This is a genomic window from Mycobacterium sp. JS623 (assembly GCF_000328565.1).
GTDB lineage: Bacteria > Actinomycetota > Actinomycetes > Mycobacteriales > Mycobacteriaceae > Mycobacterium.
Genome location: NC_019966.1, coordinates 6,331,016 through 6,346,376, shown reverse-complemented (window position 1 = coordinate 6,346,376; position 15,361 = coordinate 6,331,016). Strand labels below are relative to the sequence as shown.

Below are 15,361 nucleotides of genomic sequence, written 5' to 3'. Positions count from 1 at the left end.
AGCTGACAATGTCACGAATCTTGTTGCAAACCACCATCACTGAGAGTCCCGACGACTGGGACATCGGCCGCTTCTCGCTGTTGGCCGACGAGCTGCGGGCTGAAGGCCACGACGTGACCGCGCGTAACCGGGCTGGCGGCGACGATCCGATTCTGAGCCGTCTCGACGAGCTCGACTACGACCAGCTATGGCTGATGGCAGTCGACCTCGGCGAGGGCCTGTCTGCCGCCGACGCCTATGCCATCCGACGGTTCCGCGAGAACGGCGGCGGCGTGCTCACCGCGCGGGATCACCAGGAATTGGGTTGCTGCATAAGCCGACTGGGGTCGCTCGGCGTGGTCAACGAATTCCACGACAAGAGCATCGACCCGAGCACGATGTGCGATGACCAGGACACCCCGACCATCTCGTGGCCGAACTACCACTCCGGTGCCAACGGTGACTATCAGCCGGTGCTGATCGACGGTCCGGTGCACGAGCTGCTGCGTACCGACCGGACCGCCAGTGGGCGCATCGAATGGTTTCCCGCCCACCCACACGAGGGCCTGGTGTCGGCGACCGGACCGTTCGCGACCGCGATCGCGCAGGGCCGCAGCGCCGCGACCGGTCGCCGGTTCAACCTGGCCGTGGTGCTCGACGGTGAACTCGCGCCCGACGGCCGACCGATGGGCCGCGCGGTCGCCGAGTCGACGTTTCACCACTTCGCCGACTACAACTGGGATCTCGACTGCGGGGCACCGTCATTCGTCAGCGAGCCGCCCGGCAACCAGATCAAGGCGGACCCGTCGCGACTGGCGATCTTCAAGGACTATGTCCGCAACGTCGCCACCTGGTTGCAGCCCGCGACCAATCTGTCGGTCGCGGTCTGACCAGCGGTGGCATCCTGGCTTGATGGGGCTGCTCCTCGTCCGTCTCGTCGAGTTGCTGATCGTCGTCGTACCGGTGATCGGCCTGGTTATCGGCGGCATGAAGGCTTTCTCGGCCGCACGCGCCCGCCAGGAGCAGGCGCCCGAGGAACTTGGCCCCGCTGCACCGCGCACAGCCAACAGCCGTGCCGCACAGTGGCGCGCCATCACCCGGACCATCAAAGAACATGACCGAACGGACACCCGGTGGCTGGACTACGAGTTCGACATCGGCAAATTGCTCGACTTTCCGCTCATGACCGACATGCGTAACCCGATGACAGAGCGCTTTCACCGGGCCAAGTTGAGAGCCGACCTGCTGCGCCCGGCCGAGGCGGAGGACCTGCTCGAAGACGCTGACGCTGCACGCCAGTACCTCGACGCCGTGGAGAATTACGTGACGGCGTTCGAGGTCGCAGAAACCGAGGCAATACGCAAGCGGCGCAACGATTTCACCAAGCCGGAGCAGCAGCGCCTCGCTCGCGCGCGGAGCGCTCTGCGGGTGGCCGTGGATAGTGGCGCGACGCAGCAAGAGCGCGAACGCGCTTATGCGCTTGCGTCCAGGGAACTCGACGGCCTGATCGTGCTGCCCGAGCGCGCTCGGTCCGCGATCGAGCGGGGAATCCTCGGCGAGCTGGACGGATAGCCGCGACTACGTCCTCGACCCGTTGGACGACAAGCGATCCGCTGCGTAGTCCGCGGCTTGGACCGCCATCCCGTTCTCCGCGTAGAGGTTGTGTGCACCGTTGTCGGTGCCGCTCGGCGAACAGACGTTGTCCTCGGGGATGCACAGGTCGAGCGTCTTCCCGGTGTAGAGCTTGCCGACCGTGATCGGCGGAGCGCCGGTGTAGATCATCTGCAGGAACCCGCTCGACGGCTTGCCGAACATCACCACGGCGGCGACGTGCTTTGCGACGTCGGGGGCTATCGGCCCGGTGATGCCCTCGGGCAGGGTGAAGCCATTGGGCACTGCGTCCTCGGTGGTGTACGCCACGACGGCCGCGCCTTGGGAATATCCGCCGAGCACCATCTTGGTGTTCGGGCAGCGTGCGGCGACGTCGCGGATCCTGTTGCTCGTATCGATCACACCGTTGGCGGCCGTTGCGAAATCAAGCGACGCCGGATAGTTGACCGGGTATACCTCCATCGATTTACCGCCGAGCCGACTGCTCAGTGCGTCGACGAACGCCTGACCGGTGTTGCCGACGCCTGCGGGCTCGAAGGTGCCGCGGGCGAATATGACCTCGACGTCGGGACACGAATCGGCCGATGCACTGGGAATACTGATGGCAGTGCTCAAGATGGCCGACGTTGCGATGACCGCAGTACCGAAGATTCGATTGATCAAATTCACGTTGACTCCCGACGTGTCGCTCCGCGAATGAAGCGGAGGGAATACCCGGCGCTTCTGATTACGAAACCCTATTTTAGGTAGGCATCCGCCCACGCGCCGATTATGCGAGCCGCGCGACGGGCCTGGCCTGGCCCGGTAAGCAGGTGCTCGGAACCCTCGAGCGAAACGAAACTTCGTGGGTGGCGCGCGGTGCGGAAGATCTCGCTCGCGTTCCCGATGCCGACAGTGTTGTCGGTCGGCGAGTGCAGGATCAGCAGCGGCATCTTCAGGCCGCGGATCTTGTCGCGCAGGGCCGCCGCCCGCACGTCCTCAACGAACGCTCGCTTGAGCGTGAGGCAGCGCCCGCCGACCATCCATTCGGCGCTCCCCTCGGACAACACCGTGTCGACCACCGCGTCGTAATGCTGCTCGGCGTGGGAGGGGTCCATCGGCGCCCCGATCGTGGCGACCGCCCGCACACCCGGCGACTGTCGGGCCGCGGCGATCACCGCCGCCCCGCCGAACGAGTGCCCGACGAGGATGTCGGCCGCAGTTCCTTGCTCGGTCATGAATTCGCATGCCCGGATGACGTCGTTGACCTTCACGGTGAACGAGCCGTCGCCCCAGTCGCCCTGCGAGTCGCCCAGACCGAGTGCGTCGAAGCGCAGCATGCCGATGCCGTCCTCTGCGAGCTGTTTGCAGATACGAGCCGCGGCAGGCGAGTCCTTTCCGAGCGTGAACCCGTGGGAGAAGACGCCCCAGCCGCGGGGCTCACCGGCAGGCCGATCGATGATTCCCGCCAGAGTCGGTCCGGTCGAGCTTTCAAACGTGACGCGCTCAGCCATCCCGGAGGTTTACCACCCTGCGCTGCCCGATTGCCAGGTCGCTACCGTTTAGTCATGTCTGAACAGGTCACCACCAACGCGCCCGATCCGGCCGACGTCGGGTCGCGCATCGACCCGGTGCTCGCCAGGAGTTGGCTGCTGGTAAACGGCTCGCATGTTGACCGGTTTCAGGACGCCGCACACTCGCGCGCCGACATCGTCGTCCTCGACATCGAGGATGCGGTCGCACCGAAGGACAAGTCCGCCGCCCGCGACAACGTCGTGCAGTGGCTCAACGCAGGCAATTCCGACTGGGTTCGCGTCAACGGTTTCGGCACCCCGTGGTGGGCCGACGACCTGAAGACACTCGCGGGCACGTCCATCGGCGGTGTGATGCTGGCGATGGTCGAATCCGTCGACCACGTGACCGAGACCGCCAAGCGACTGCCGAACGTGCCGATCGTGGCGCTGGTGGAAACGGCGCGCGGGCTCGAACGGATCACCGAGATCGCGTCGGCCAAAGGCACCTTCCGACTGGCGTTCGGTATCGGCGATTTCCGTCGCGACACCGGCTTCGGCGAGGACCCCGCCACGCTCGCATATGCGCGCTCGCGGTTCACCATCGCTGCAAAGGCGGCCCATCTGCCAAGCGCGATCGACGGGCCGACCATCGGCTCGAACCCGCTGAAGTTGATCGAAGCGACCGCGGTGTCCGTTGAGTTCGGGATGACCGGCAAGATCTGCCTCAACCCGGATCAGTGTGCCGTCGTCAACGAGGGTCTGTCCCCGTCGCAGGAGGAAATCGCTTGGGCGAAGGAGTTTTTCGCCGAGTTCGAGCGCGACGGCGGCGAGATTCGCAACGGCTCGGATCTGCCCCGCATCGCGCGGGCCACCAAGATCCTCGAGCTGGCTCGCTCGTACGGGATCGAGGCGTCGCATTTCGACGACGAGCCCGTGCACATGCCTGCCCCGTCGGACACCTATCACTACTAGGTGCCGCAGAACGTTTGGTAGGAGCCGAAGTCGTCGGGCGCGGGTTCGGCGTAGCGATCGAGCCCTGGCCGTTCGTCGTACGGAGCTGTGACCGCGGTGAGTAGCCGCGACAGCGGATCGAGGTCGCCGCCCGTCGCCGCCGCCAGCGCTTCCTCGACCAAGTGGTTGCGCGGGATGTATACCGGGTTGACCCGATCCATCGCGTCGGCGTCCGGGTGCAGCGCACGCCAACGTGCCAGCCAACCGTCGAACCCGGCCAGGTCTACGAACAACCCACGCGCCGGCTCGAGGTCACCGCGCGCCGCGCGGCCGAGGGCGCGATAGAACGATGTGTGGTCGACGTGGCTCTGCTCGAGATGCTCGAGCAGTTCGGTGATCAACGGCGTGATGTCGTCGTCGCCGCGTAGCCCGAGCTTGGCGCGCATACCCGCCGAGTATGCCGCGACGTAATCCCGGCGGAACCCGTCGAGCGACTCCTGTGCAAGAACGAGCGCCTGGTCGAGGTCGTCGGCGAACAGTGGGAGCATCGTCTCGGCGAACCGGGCCAGGTTCCACGCCGCCACCCCCGGCTGCTGTCCGTATGCGTACCGGCCCCAGGAATCGATCGAGCTGAACACCGTCGCCGGGTCGTACGCCTCCATGAACGCGCACGGCCCGTAGTCGATGGTCTCGCCGGAAATCGTTGCGTTGTCGGTGTTCATCACGCCGTGCACGAACCCGACGAGCATCCACTGCGCCACCAGCGACGCCTGTGCGGCGACGACCGCCTCGAACAGCGCGCGGTACGGATTGTCGGCTTCGGCAGCGCCCGGGTGGTGGCGGCCGATGGCGTGGTCGGCGAGCCGGCGCACCAGCTCGGTGTCGCCCGCGGTCGCCGCGTACTGGAAACTGCCAACCCGCAGATGGCTGCTTGCGATCCGGGCCAGCACCGCGCCGGGCAGCGGCGTCTCGCGGATGACGTTGCGGCCCGTAGCCACGACCGCCAGCGAGCGGGTGGTGGGAATGCCGAGTGCGTGCATCGCCTCGCTGATGAGGTATTCGCGCAGCATCGGGCCGACCGCCGCCAGGCCGTCGCCGCCTCGCGCGAACGGCGTACGTCCCGAGCCCTTCAGGTGGAGGTCGCGGAGGGTGCCGTCAGGGCTGGCGAGCTCGCCGAGCAGCAGCGCCCGCCCGTCACCAAGGCGCGGTACGAACCCGCCGAACTGATGTCCGGCGTATGCCTGCGCGACGGGGGTGGCCCCGTCAGGTACCGCGGCGCCGGCCAGGAACCGCAACCCATCGGCGCTCTGCAACCAGTCGACGTCCAGACCCAGATCGGCGGCCAGCGGCTCGTTGAGCACCAGCAGGCGCGGATCGAGCGGCACCTCGGCCTTCCACTGCACCGCCATTTCCGGTAGCGCACGGACGAACCGGTCGTCCAGGACGACGGCGGCATCCGGTGCAAGGCTCACTTCATCCAGACTACGGATGAGGAATCGGCGCCTGACTTGCACTGCGGCGATGCGACGGCTTGCGATCGCGGCGATGTCCGCGCTGGCGCTGACGGCTCTGGCTCCCGCCGTCACCGCTCCGCCCGCGGAGAACCTGGCGTGTGCCGGAGGCGCCCCCGCCGCCATCGCCGAATAACGTTGTGCTGCAGTAAGTTTGGCCTAGTGGCGGGCCGAGCCGGTTAGCGGGCCGCCGTTGGACGCCTGAAGCAGGCAGATCACCGTGCTCGGCAACGGGTTGGCCGACGTCCGGTCCTGGTTGGAATCGATCAGGTAGGTCATCGCGAATGGGCCGCCGCCGGTGTATTGCGCCAGTGCCGCACTGCACTCTCGATCGGCGACGTCGGCGATCGCGGCGTTGACCTCCACGTCGGTGCGCAGATAGACCTCCGCTGCGTGCGGTATCGCGCAGAAGACGACGGACACCATGACGACACCGGGATCGACCGGCGGCGGGTCGGCCAGACAATCGCCTGCCTGCAGGTCGATCCACTTCTTGAACTGCGGGCCTTGTGCGGCGACCGGTGTGGTCGTGGTCTGGGATGCAGAACGCGTTGCGGCCGTGGTCGTTGTCGGCGGCGCCGTGTCTTTGGCGCCGCATGCTGTCAGCATCATCAGCGCGGCCAGGCAGCCGGCCGTGGCACGGGAAGAACCTTCGAAGGCGCTCATCGGATGCTGCCAATTGTGCCCCACGCCAGGCGAATCAAGCCGCCCGCCGGCGACGGTCTGTCGAAAGACCGTCGTGCGCTAGCTCAGTGCGTCGACCACATCCCGTACGGGACGTAGGGGTCAACGCCATAGGGCGTGTAGGGGTTCGCGCCACCGTAAACCGACTGCGGGTACACGGGGGCGGGCGCTGGAACATTCGAGCCGCTGCCTGCGTCTGACAGGGCAGGGCCCGCAAGCCCGATGGCCAGTGCCGCCAGGGCGCTCGTGACCGCGGTGGCAAAGGTGATCTTCTTCATGTGGGGCGCCTCCTTCGCGGTCTTGGCGGAAGCCGGCGAGCCCGGCCTCTCTGATCTATTTTGTTGAACGCGCAGGTAGAAGCCCGTCATCCCGTTGGCAGGATCTCTACGAGCCGTGGCAGGATCGCGCCGAAAAAATCAATAGCTGCCACTTGCGGCGTGGGCGGCGAGCGTCGGCTACCGGCCAGTCGCTAATCTCGATCGCAACAGATGAAATCTGGTGCTGCCCGGCGGCCATCGTCGCCTTCCGGCCGCAGCGGACAGGCATGCAATGAGGAGCAATCTCTTGACCCTCAACACCATCGCGTTCGAGCTGGTTCCGCCGAATGCCGATCTGGGCCCTGAACAGGCCGTGGAGGAAGCGCGCAAGGTGCTGCGCTTCTCCAAGGAAACCGGCATCGACGGCCGGATCGGCCACGTCATGATCCCGGGGATGATCGAGGAGGACGACGACCGTCCCGTCGAAATGAAGCCCCGGCTGGATGTGCTGGACTTCTGGAACCTCATCAAGCCCGAGCTGCCGGGCATGAGGGGGCTGTGCACGCAGGTCACGGCGTTCATGGACGAGGACGCGTTGCGTCACCGGCTGACCGATCTGCGCGACGCGGGCTTCGAGGGCATCGCGTTCGTCGGCGTGCCGCGCACGATGAACGACGGCGAGGGGTCGGGCGTCGCGCCCACCGACGCACTGTCGATCTATGACCAGCTCGTGCCCAACCGCGGCGCGATCCTGATCCCCACTCGCGAGGGTGAACAAGGCCGGTTCAACTTCAAGTGCGGACAGGGCGCGACCTACGGCATGACCCAGCTGCTGTACTCCGATGCGATCGTCGGATTCTTGACCGAATTCGCGAATGCATGCGACCACCGGCCCGAGATCCTGTTGTCGTTCGGATTCGTGCCGAAGGTCGAGACGCGAATTGGGTTGATCAACTGGCTGATTCAAGATCCTGGCAATGCGGCCGTCGCCGACGAGCAGGCATTCGTGACGCAGCTGGCGGAGACCGACCCGGCGCAGAAGCGCAAGCTGATGATCGATTTGTACAAGCGCGTGATCGACGGCGTCGCCGACCTCGGCTTCCCGCTGAGCATCCACCTCGAGGCGGCCTACGGCGCGTCGGCGCCCGCGTTCGAGACGTTCGCGGAGATGCTCGACTACTGGTCACCCGACAAGGGCTAGCCTTGCCGGAGTGTCCGAGCCGTCCGTCTCAGAGTTACGAAAGCGCCTCGACGGCCTGACAATCCGCGACGCCGCCCGGCTCGGCCGACGGCTCAAGAACCTGCGCGGCCGAGTGAGTACCGACAAGCTGCAGCAGATCGAGCAGCAAGTCGCCGCTGCTGAGGCGCTTGTCGCGACCCGGTTGGCGGCCGTCCCCACGATCACCTACCCCGACTTGCCGGTCAGTGATCGTCGCGACGAGATCGCGACGGCGATAGCTGCGAACCAGGTGGTCGTCGTCGCCGGTGAGACCGGATCGGGTAAAACGACCCAGCTGCCGAAGATCTGCCTGGAGTTGGGCCGCGGCATCCGCGGCACCATCGGGCACACGCAGCCGCGTCGGCTCGCTGCCCGCACCGTCGGACAGCGCATCGCCGACGAACTCGGCACACCGCTCGGCGACGCCGTCGGCTACACCGTGCGGTTCACCGACCGGGCCAGCGACCGCACCTTGGTGAAGCTGATGACCGACGGCATTCTGCTGGCAGAGATCCAACGTGACCGACGGCTGCTGCGTTACGACACGCTCATTCTCGATGAGGCGCATGAGCGCAGTCTGAACATCGACTTCCTGCTCGGGTATTTACGTGAGCTGCTGCCACGCAGGCCCGACCTGAAGGTGATCGTCACGTCGGCGACCATCGAGCCGCAGCGGTTCGCCGCCCACTTCGGCGGTGCCGAACATGGACTCAGCGGCGGTGCCGAACATGGACTCAGCGGAGCGGCGCCGATCGTCGAGGTGTCCGGCAGGACGTACCCGGTCGAAATTCGTTACCGCCCACTGGAAGTCGCTGTACGGGCGGCAGATGCCGCCGAATCTGACACAGCTGACCCCGACGACCCGGACCACGACTTGATTCGTACTGACGTATGCACCGCTCCGCGTGACCAGACCGAGGCAATCGTCGACGCCGTCAACGAACTCGAGAAGGAGCCGCCCGGCGACGTACTGGTGTTTCTGTCCGGCGAGCGCGAAATCCGTGACACCGCAGAAGCCTTGCGCGACCTGAAGAACACCGAGGTGCTGCCGCTGTATGCCCGGCTGCCAACCGCGGATCAGCAGAAGGTCTTTGCGCCGCATACCGGCCGGCGCGTGGTGCTTGCGACCAACGTGGCCGAGACGTCGCTGACCGTGCCCGGCATCCGCTACGTCGTCGACCCCGGCACCGCGCGAATCTCCCGATACAGCCGCAGGACCAAGGTGCAACGGCTGCCGATCGAGCCGATCTCACAGGCGTCCGCCGCGCAGCGCGCTGGGCGCTCGGGCCGCGTCGCGCCGGGTGTGTGCATCCGGCTGTACTCCGAGGAGGACTTTGCGTCGCGGCCGCGGTTCACCGACCCCGAAATCCAGCGGACGAACCTTGCGGCGGTCATTCTGCAGATGGCCGCGCTGCAACTCGGCGACATCGACCAGTTCCCGTTCCTCGACCCGCCGGATAAGCGCAGCATCCGCGACGGCGTGCTGCTCCTGCAGGAACTTGGCGCCTTCGATCGCGACGGCGCGATCACCGAGGTGGGCCGTCGGCTTGCGCGCCTGCCGCTCGATCCGCGGATCGGTCGGATGATCCTGCAGTCCGAGACTGAGGGGTGCGTGCGTGAGGTGCTGGTGCTGGCGGCGGCGCTGTCAATACCCGATCCGCGGGAACGCCCCGTCGATCGGGAGGACGCGGCGCGGCAGAAGCATGCCCGGTTCGCCGACGAGCGCTCGGATTTCATCTCGTATCTGAACCTGTGGCGCTACCTGCGTGAGCAACGAAAAGAGCGCTCCGGCAACGCGTTCCGGCGGATGTGCCGCGAGGAGTTCCTGCACTACCTGCGTATCCGCGAGTGGCAGGACCTCACCGGGCAACTGCGCAGCATCGCCAGGGACATCGGAATTCGCGAAACCGACGAAGACGCCGACCCCGCGCGCATCCACGCCGCGCTCGCCGCAGGCCTGCTCTCGCACATCGGATTACGGGAAGGCGAGTCCCGCGACTACAGCGGGGCCCGCAACACGAAGTTCGTCCTCGCGCCGGGGTCGGTTCTCACCAAACGGCCACCGCGGTGGGTCGTCGTTGCCGAACTCGTCGAAACCAGCAGGCTGTACGGCAGGATCGCGGCACGCATCGAACCGGAAGGTATCGAGCGCATTGCCGGGCATCTGGTGCAACGCAGCTACACCGAACCGCACTGGGAGGCCGAGCGCGGCGCGGTGATGGCCTTCGAGCGGGTGACGTTGTATGGGCTGCCGCTCGTGCCGCGCCGCCGGATCAATTATGCGCAGATCGAACCGGAGCTCGCCCGCGAGCTGTTCATCCGGCACGCGCTCGTCGAGGGTGATTGGCAGACCCGCCACCACTTCCTCCGCGACAACGCCCGCCTGCGTACGGAATTGGAGGAGATCGAAGAGCGCGCCCGCCGCCGAGATCTGATCGTTGGCGACGACGACATCCACGCCTTTTACAGCGCTCGGATCCCGGCCGACGTCATCTCGGCGCGGCACTTCGATGCATGGTGGAAGAAGCAGCGGCACCGCACGCCGGAGCTGCTGACGTTCACCCGTGATGACCTGCTGCGCACGGAGGACGCTGCAGCGGACCGGCCGGACAGTTGGCAGGCCGGCGATCTGTCGCTTCCGGTGACGTACAAATTCGAACCAGGTGCGGACGACGACGGCATCACCGTGCATGTGCCGGTCGAGGTGCTCGCGCGTCTCGGCGGCGACGCGTTCGCGTGGCACGTGCCCGCGTTGCGCGAAGAGCTGATCACCGCGCTGATCCGGTCACTGCCAAAAGAGTTGCGCCGCAACTTCGTTCCCGCGCCTGACACCGCGCGGGCGGTGTTGGCCACGCTAGAGCCTGGCGCCGAACCACTGCTGCAATCGCTGCAGCGAGTATTGCAGCGGCTGTCGGGTGTGCTCGTGCCTGTCGACGCGTTCGACCTCGACAAGCTGCCGTCGCACTTGCGGGTCACGTTCGCCGTAGAAACCTCGGACGGCGCCGAGGTGGCTCGCGGCAAGGACATCGAGGTGCTTCAGGAGCGATTGGCCGCGCCTGTGCAGCAGGCCGTCGCAGAAGCGGTGGCCGACGGGCTGGAGCGACGCGGGTTGCGCGGCTGGCCCGACGACCTCGATGAGTTGCCGCGTACCGTCGAACGGATCAGCGGTGGGCACACCGTGCGGGGCTTCCCGGCATTCGTCGATGCGGGCGACGCGGTGGACGTGCGGGTGTTCGCGACCGAGGTGGAGCAGGACGCTGCGATGGGGCCTGGTATCCGTCGCCTGCTGCGGCTGACCGTGGCGTCGCCGATTAAAACCATTGAACGCCAACTGAATCCGCGTACCCGCTTGGTGCTCGGCACAAATCCCGATGGTTCGTTGACCGCGCTGCTCGACGACTGCGCAGACGCCGCCGTGGCGGTGTTGGCTCCCAAACGTGTGTGGAGTCGCGCGGAGTTCGAGGCGGTGCAACGGCGTGTGACCGATGGTCTGGCTTCGACGACGCTTGACATCGTCGGCCGCGTCGAGAAGGTGCTCGCCGCCGCCAACGAGGCGGAGGTCGCGTTGCCGGGCCAGCCATCCGCCGCGCAGGCCGACGCCGTCGCCGACATCCGGATACAACTCGATCGCCTGCTTCCGAAGGGGTTCGTCGCCGCGACAGGGGCTGCGCGTCTCGCTGATCTGACGCGGTACCTCAACGCCGTCGGCCGCCGGCTTGAGCGGTTGCCCCGCGACGCCACAGGCGACCGCGACCGGATGCGGCGCGTGCACGCCGTCGAGGACGCGTATGATGAACTGCGACGGGCGCTTTCGCCTGCCCGGGCCGCAGCCGAGGATGTGCGCGACATCGGCTGGATGATCGAGGAGCTTCGCGTCAGTCTGTGGGCCCAGCAGCTCGGCACCGCGCGGCCGGTTAGCGAGCAGCGCATCTACCGGGCGATCGACGCGATAACATGAGCGCTATCCGAAGCGGAGCGCAGGCGAATCGAGGCCGGCGATACCGTTGTGCGCGAAGCCAGTCCAGTTGCGGCGCATGGTCTCGGCGAGTCGTTCATCGATAGGGCGGCCACCGAGCATCGGCGCACCGACCCACGGCGCCGGGTCAAATAACAGCGGCAGTTCAATGCAATGGCACGCCCCCATATCGGAGGGAGACCAGTCCACCCGGAAAGTTGCGCTGCGGCCGCCGTATTCACGCCACTGTCGGGCGAGCCGACGAGCAGGCTTGCCGAACGCGCGCTGCGTCATCGCGGCCGCGGCCACCCGTTCGGCGATACGGCCAAGCGGGCCAAAGCGTTTCAGCCGCGCAACACGGGCGCTCATCGCCACAAACGGCGCGCCGTCGTTGCGGGTGTAGCCGACGAGCAGCTCCACGCGCTTCGCCGCGTCGGCCAACCATGCATCGACTTCAGCCTCCGAGGGCAGCGGATCGCGGCCCATGATCGGGCCGAACGGCATACCGCTGACCAGTCCGAAGCGTGCGGCAGCGGCCGCTGCCGCGGTCTGGGCATCCAGTACGTCGCCGGTGGTGACGGCCTCAGCCGCCACGCGCATCGCCGCCGTCATCGCCTCGCGCCCGGTGCGCACGCCGAGCGGTGCGCTCTGCATGATCGCGCGGTGGAACAGTCCTACCGTCTGCTGGCACAGCATCAGTGAGAACACCGAATCGCCGCCCGCGGACTGGCCGAAGACGGTCACCCGGTCGGGGTCGCCGCCGAACGCAGCGACGTTGTCGCGCACCCATTGCAGCGCGAGGATCTGGTCGCGAAGGCCGAGATTATCGACCCCGCTGGGGCTGAGATAGCCGAGCACACCGAGCCGATAGCTGACCCTGACCACGATGACCCGGCCGGTGCGGACGAGCTGGTCGGCGTCGTACTTCGGCGCCTCACCTCCACCGGACACGTATGCCCCGCCATGCAGCCACACCATGACGGGCAAGCCGTCGGCGTCGCTGGGCGCCGTCACCGAGAGGACTTGGCAGTCCGGACTCATCGCGAGGTCGGCGACCACGGGGCCGGTGACCCATTCCAATCGCGACGACAGCTGCGGACAGGCGGGGCCGCGCGCGGCGGCGTCGAGGACGTCGGACCACGGGGCAAGGCGTTGCGGCGCCGCGAAGCGGGCGGCTCGCGCGTATCGAATCCCGCGAGCGTGGAGCAGAACGCCGTCGTCCTGCGCCAGCAACGGTCCTGCGGGCGGGTCGAGGCGTCGCGACTGCACTCATTCACCGTAGTGCCGGGCCGCGCGCCGTCCGCGGCGCTCGAATTCTGCCAATCGCCGATCAATTACTGCCAGCGGAATTAACACCCTGACCTCTTGGTTTAACCGGTCAGATCGGCTAATGCAGTTACACGATCGACCGACGCGGACAAAGAAGAAGGCACCAAAATGAAGAAGCTCGGATTCGCCACCATCGCCGCCAGCGGACTGGCTGCCGCGATCATCGGTCTGGCAGGGCCGGCGCAGGCCGACTCGGTCCACCACGACTGGATCTACGACATTCAGCCTCAGGTGTCCGTCCCGCACGTCGACACCGGCGTCCACCAGAGCCACTGACGAACGGAATCTCACTTCAGAGGGGCACCCATAGCGGGTGCCCCTCTTCGTATGTCAGCGTGTGGGCATGGATTTGCGCCGAGTCGTGATTGCCGGTCTCGGCGACAGCGGTGTGCTCACCGCGATCCGGTTGGCCCGGCACGCCGACGTCGTCGGAATCTCAGCCAAGCCTGCGTTGGTCAGCGGCCAGGAGCTGGGGTGGCGCGTGGCCCGGCCGCACGACTGGGCGCGCGCCAACTGGATTTCTTTCGACAAGTTCCGCGGACTCGACAAAGTGCGCACCGTGCACGGCACCCTGACCGGCGTCGACCTGTCCTCGCGTCACGTCGTTGTCCGGCATGACGACGGTTCGACGTCAAAGGAGCCGTACGACGCGCTGGTCATTGCGACAGGAGTCACCAACGGCTTTTGGCGTCGGCCGACGTTTCAATCCGCGGACGACATAGGCGCCGACCTCCGCGCGGCCCACGACCGGTTGGCCGCAGCCGGTTCGGTGATCGTGGTCGGCGGCGGCGCCGCAGCAATCAGCAGCGCAGCCAACGTCGCGAGGTCCTGGCCCGGCAAGCGGGTCGACTTGTACTTCCCCGGTGATCGCGCGCTGGTCGGCCACCACCCCCGGGCGTGGGCACGCATCCAGCACCGGCTTCGCGAGGCAGGGGTGGCGCTACACCCCGGGCATCGGGCCGTGATCCCCGACGGATTTGACTGCGACCGGATCACCAGCGAGCCGGTCCAGTGGAGCACCGGGCAGCCGGCGTCGTCGGCGGATGCCGTGCTGTGGGCGACCGGCCGGGTGCGGCCCAACACCGAGTGGTTGCCCGCTGAATTGCTTGACGAAAACGGCTTCGTCCGAGTCACTCCCGAGCTTCGCGTCCCCGGCCATCCCGGCGTGTTCGCCGTCGGCGACGTCGCTGCGACAGACCCGCTGCGCAGCTCGGCGCGCAACAGAGCCGACGGTCTGCTTGCCCACAACATTCGTGCCGACTTCGAGGGACGACCCCTGCGCACGTACCGCCCGCCGAAGCGGCGATGGGGTTCGGTGATCGGCATCCAACCCGAGGGACTCGAGGTCTTTGCGCCCAACGGCCGCGCCTTCACGTTCCCGGCATGGTCGTTCGAGCGGGTGTTGATGCCGCTGTTCGTCCGCTGGGGCATCTATCGGGGAGTGCGCAAAAACCGTCCGCTGTCTTAAGGCTGGTGTTCGCGTAATGCGGTGAGCGCCTTGCATTCTGACGCGTGCGCCGCTTCCGTCAGCGCCTCGTGCTCGGCGATCGGGTCGGCGGTCAGAAGGCCCCCGGTCCCCGGTGTGCCCGCGGAGCCGAGCTTGTTCATCCGCTTGGGAACTGGCGCGCCTGCGTATTCCAACGGAACCGGTCCCAGTGGCTGGTGCACCTCGATGTAGGCGCCGTGGGGCAACCGCTTGATGATGCCCGTCTCGACGCCGTGCTCGAGCACCGCGCGGTCGCTGCGCTGCAAGCCGACGGGTGATATCGCGAATCGACCGCGTCGGCCTGGCGGACCACGCTGTCAGCCAGTTTCGGACTCATGAGCACCGCTCCCTGATACCGAGGTAGTACTACTCAGGGTAGTACTACACGGGGTCGGTGTATAGCGGCAATTTCGGACGACGATCGATTCCTGTCATCCGCCTTAACAAGTCCCGCGGGTCGACACGAGCGTTCAGCAGAGTCGCGGAAAACGACCAAACAGCAAGAGGGGCAACCGAATCGGGTGCCCCGTTCTGCATTTCGTTCCGCTAGTCGCGAACTATCACCGTGATGTAGCCGAGCGGAATGCCGGTGCGCGCCGCGATGTACTTGCGGGCCATGATTTCGACCGCCGCCCGCCGGCTTGCATGGGCCACCGCGCCGATCTCCGGAATCCGGATGGCCCAGCCGGTGACTTCAGGCCTGACCTCGATTTCGAAGCACTGACCTGCGGTCAGGCCCGGTACGACGCGGCGAATGGAACGGCCGCTGCGAACAGGTTGTGCAGAGACGGTCCTTGCGGACTGCGTGGGCATGATCTCTCCTGGGCAACGAGGAACCGCGGGCAAGCGTACTGCTAAACCGCCAGACCACCTAATCTGCGAAGCC

General features: G+C 66.8%; 15 protein-coding genes and 1 pseudogene. 8 read left to right on the top strand and 8 right to left on the bottom strand.

Annotated features, from left to right (window positions below):
• Nucleotides 1–8 precede the first annotated feature (8 nt).
• Nucleotides 9–869 carry a hypothetical protein gene (locus tag MYCSM_RS30870; protein WP_015310120.1) on the top strand — a complete coding sequence of 287 codons (861 nt, stop codon included), beginning with the start codon at nucleotides 9–11 and terminating at the stop codon, nucleotides 867–869.
• Between the two features lie 22 nt (nucleotides 870–891).
• On the top strand, nucleotides 892–1,551 hold the full coding sequence (locus MYCSM_RS30865) for a hypothetical protein (protein ID WP_015310119.1): 660 nt from the start codon (nucleotides 892–894) through the stop codon (nucleotides 1,549–1,551).
• Between the two features lie 6 nt (nucleotides 1,552–1,557).
• On the opposite strand, the gene MYCSM_RS30860 is transcribed toward MYCSM_RS30865, so the two are convergent.
• Entirely contained in the window at nucleotides 1,558–2,253 is a 696-nt protein-coding gene (locus MYCSM_RS30860; RefSeq protein WP_442928551.1) for a cutinase family protein, read from the bottom strand.
• A gap of 74 nt (nucleotides 2,254–2,327) precedes the next feature.
• Entirely contained in the window at nucleotides 2,328–3,083 is a 756-nt protein-coding gene (locus MYCSM_RS30855; RefSeq protein WP_015310117.1) for an alpha/beta hydrolase family protein, read from the bottom strand.
• Between the two features lie 54 nt (nucleotides 3,084–3,137).
• On the opposite strand from MYCSM_RS30855, the gene MYCSM_RS30850 reads away from it, so the two are divergent.
• Entirely contained in the window at nucleotides 3,138–4,055 is a 918-nt protein-coding gene (locus MYCSM_RS30850; RefSeq protein ID WP_015310116.1) for an HpcH/HpaI aldolase/citrate lyase family protein, read from the top strand.
• On the opposite strand, the gene MYCSM_RS30845 is transcribed toward MYCSM_RS30850, so the two are convergent.
• Nucleotides 4,052–5,506: a protein adenylyltransferase SelO gene (locus MYCSM_RS30845; protein ID WP_041315355.1), complete on the bottom strand. Its 1,455-nt coding sequence runs from the start codon at nucleotides 5,504–5,506 to the stop codon at nucleotides 4,052–4,054. The genes MYCSM_RS30850 and MYCSM_RS30845 overlap by 4 nt on opposite strands.
• 49 nt (nucleotides 5,507–5,555) lie before the next feature.
• On the opposite strand from MYCSM_RS30845, the gene MYCSM_RS38775 reads away from it, so the two are divergent.
• Complete coding sequence (locus MYCSM_RS38775; RefSeq protein WP_257720721.1) at nucleotides 5,556–5,681, top strand: hypothetical protein; 126 nt, start codon at nucleotides 5,556–5,558, stop codon at nucleotides 5,679–5,681.
• A 23-nt stretch (nucleotides 5,682–5,704) separates the two neighbouring features.
• Here MYCSM_RS38775 and MYCSM_RS30840 read toward each other — a convergent pair whose 3' ends face one another.
• Both MYCSM_RS30840 and MYCSM_RS30835 read right to left on the bottom strand, forming a co-directional pair.
• A complete protein-coding gene (locus MYCSM_RS30840) occupies nucleotides 5,705–6,157 on the bottom strand; it encodes a hypothetical protein (RefSeq protein ID WP_442928550.1) in 453 nt (150 codons plus the stop codon).
• Nucleotides 6,158–6,294: 137 nt separating this feature from the next.
• Nucleotides 6,295–6,507, bottom strand: a complete 213-nt coding sequence (locus MYCSM_RS30835) for a hypothetical protein (protein WP_015310113.1) — start codon at nucleotides 6,505–6,507, stop codon at nucleotides 6,295–6,297.
• Nucleotides 6,508–6,793: 286 nt separating this feature from the next.
• Between MYCSM_RS30835 and MYCSM_RS30830 the strand changes: the two genes are divergently transcribed.
• Both MYCSM_RS30830 and hrpA read left to right on the top strand, forming a co-directional pair.
• Nucleotides 6,794–7,687 (top strand): mycobacterial-type methylenetetrahydrofolate reductase, encoded by an 894-nt coding sequence (locus tag MYCSM_RS30830; RefSeq protein ID WP_041315349.1) that lies wholly within the window; start codon nucleotides 6,794–6,796, stop codon nucleotides 7,685–7,687.
• A 10-nt stretch (nucleotides 7,688–7,697) separates the two neighbouring features.
• Complete coding sequence (hrpA, locus tag MYCSM_RS30825; RefSeq protein WP_015310111.1) at nucleotides 7,698–11,663, top strand: ATP-dependent RNA helicase HrpA; 3,966 nt, start codon at nucleotides 7,698–7,700, stop codon at nucleotides 11,661–11,663.
• A gap of 3 nt (nucleotides 11,664–11,666) precedes the next feature.
• Here hrpA and MYCSM_RS30820 read toward each other — a convergent pair whose 3' ends face one another.
• A complete protein-coding gene (locus MYCSM_RS30820; protein ID WP_015310110.1) occupies nucleotides 11,667–12,929 on the bottom strand; it encodes a carboxylesterase family protein in 1,263 nt (420 codons plus the stop codon).
• 168 nt (nucleotides 12,930–13,097) lie between these two features.
• Here MYCSM_RS30820 and MYCSM_RS37925 point away from each other — a divergent pair, with 168 nt between their 5' ends.
• The gene (locus MYCSM_RS37925) at nucleotides 13,098–13,265 is read left to right on the top strand and encodes a hypothetical protein (protein WP_015310109.1); all 168 of its coding nucleotides are present in this window, start codon (nucleotides 13,098–13,100) and stop codon (nucleotides 13,263–13,265) included.
• A gap of 67 nt (nucleotides 13,266–13,332) precedes the next feature.
• Complete coding sequence (locus MYCSM_RS30815) at nucleotides 13,333–14,457, top strand: FAD-dependent oxidoreductase (protein WP_041312886.1); 1,125 nt, start codon at nucleotides 13,333–13,335, stop codon at nucleotides 14,455–14,457.
• Here MYCSM_RS30815 and MYCSM_RS30810 read toward each other — a convergent pair.
• Nucleotides 14,454–14,747: pseudogene (locus MYCSM_RS30810) on the bottom strand (cytochrome b); the annotation flags it as partial. The gene MYCSM_RS30815 and the pseudogene MYCSM_RS30810 sit on opposite strands and share 4 nt — an antisense overlap.
• Before the next feature lie 274 nt (nucleotides 14,748–15,021).
• Nucleotides 15,022–15,288 carry a hypothetical protein gene (locus MYCSM_RS30805; RefSeq protein ID WP_015310107.1) on the bottom strand — a complete coding sequence of 89 codons (267 nt, stop codon included), beginning with the start codon at nucleotides 15,286–15,288 and terminating at the stop codon, nucleotides 15,022–15,024.
• Nucleotides 15,289–15,361 lie beyond the last annotated feature (73 nt).

Coding starts and splice junctions, on each gene's coding strand:
- MYCSM_RS30840 (WP_442928550.1), bottom strand. CDS start 6,157: ATGATGCTGACAGCATGCGGCGCCAAAGACACGGCGCCGCCGACAACG.
- MYCSM_RS37925 (WP_015310109.1), top strand. CDS start 13,098: ATGAAGAAGCTCGGATTCGCCACCATCGCCGCCAGCGGACTGGCTGCC.
- MYCSM_RS30850 (WP_015310116.1), top strand. CDS start 3,138: ATGTCTGAACAGGTCACCACCAACGCGCCCGATCCGGCCGACGTCGGG.
- MYCSM_RS30865 (WP_015310119.1), top strand. CDS start 892: ATGGGGCTGCTCCTCGTCCGTCTCGTCGAGTTGCTGATCGTCGTCGTA.
- MYCSM_RS30815 (WP_041312886.1), top strand. CDS start 13,333: ATGGATTTGCGCCGAGTCGTGATTGCCGGTCTCGGCGACAGCGGTGTG.
- MYCSM_RS30870 (WP_015310120.1), top strand. CDS start 9: ATGTCACGAATCTTGTTGCAAACCACCATCACTGAGAGTCCCGACGAC.
- MYCSM_RS30855 (WP_015310117.1), bottom strand. CDS start 3,083: ATGGCTGAGCGCGTCACGTTTGAAAGCTCGACCGGACCGACTCTGGCG.
- MYCSM_RS30835 (WP_015310113.1), bottom strand. CDS start 6,507: ATGAAGAAGATCACCTTTGCCACCGCGGTCACGAGCGCCCTGGCGGCA.
- MYCSM_RS30805 (WP_015310107.1), bottom strand. CDS start 15,288: ATGCCCACGCAGTCCGCAAGGACCGTCTCTGCACAACCTGTTCGCAGC.
- MYCSM_RS38775 (WP_257720721.1), top strand. CDS start 5,556: ATGCGACGGCTTGCGATCGCGGCGATGTCCGCGCTGGCGCTGACGGCT.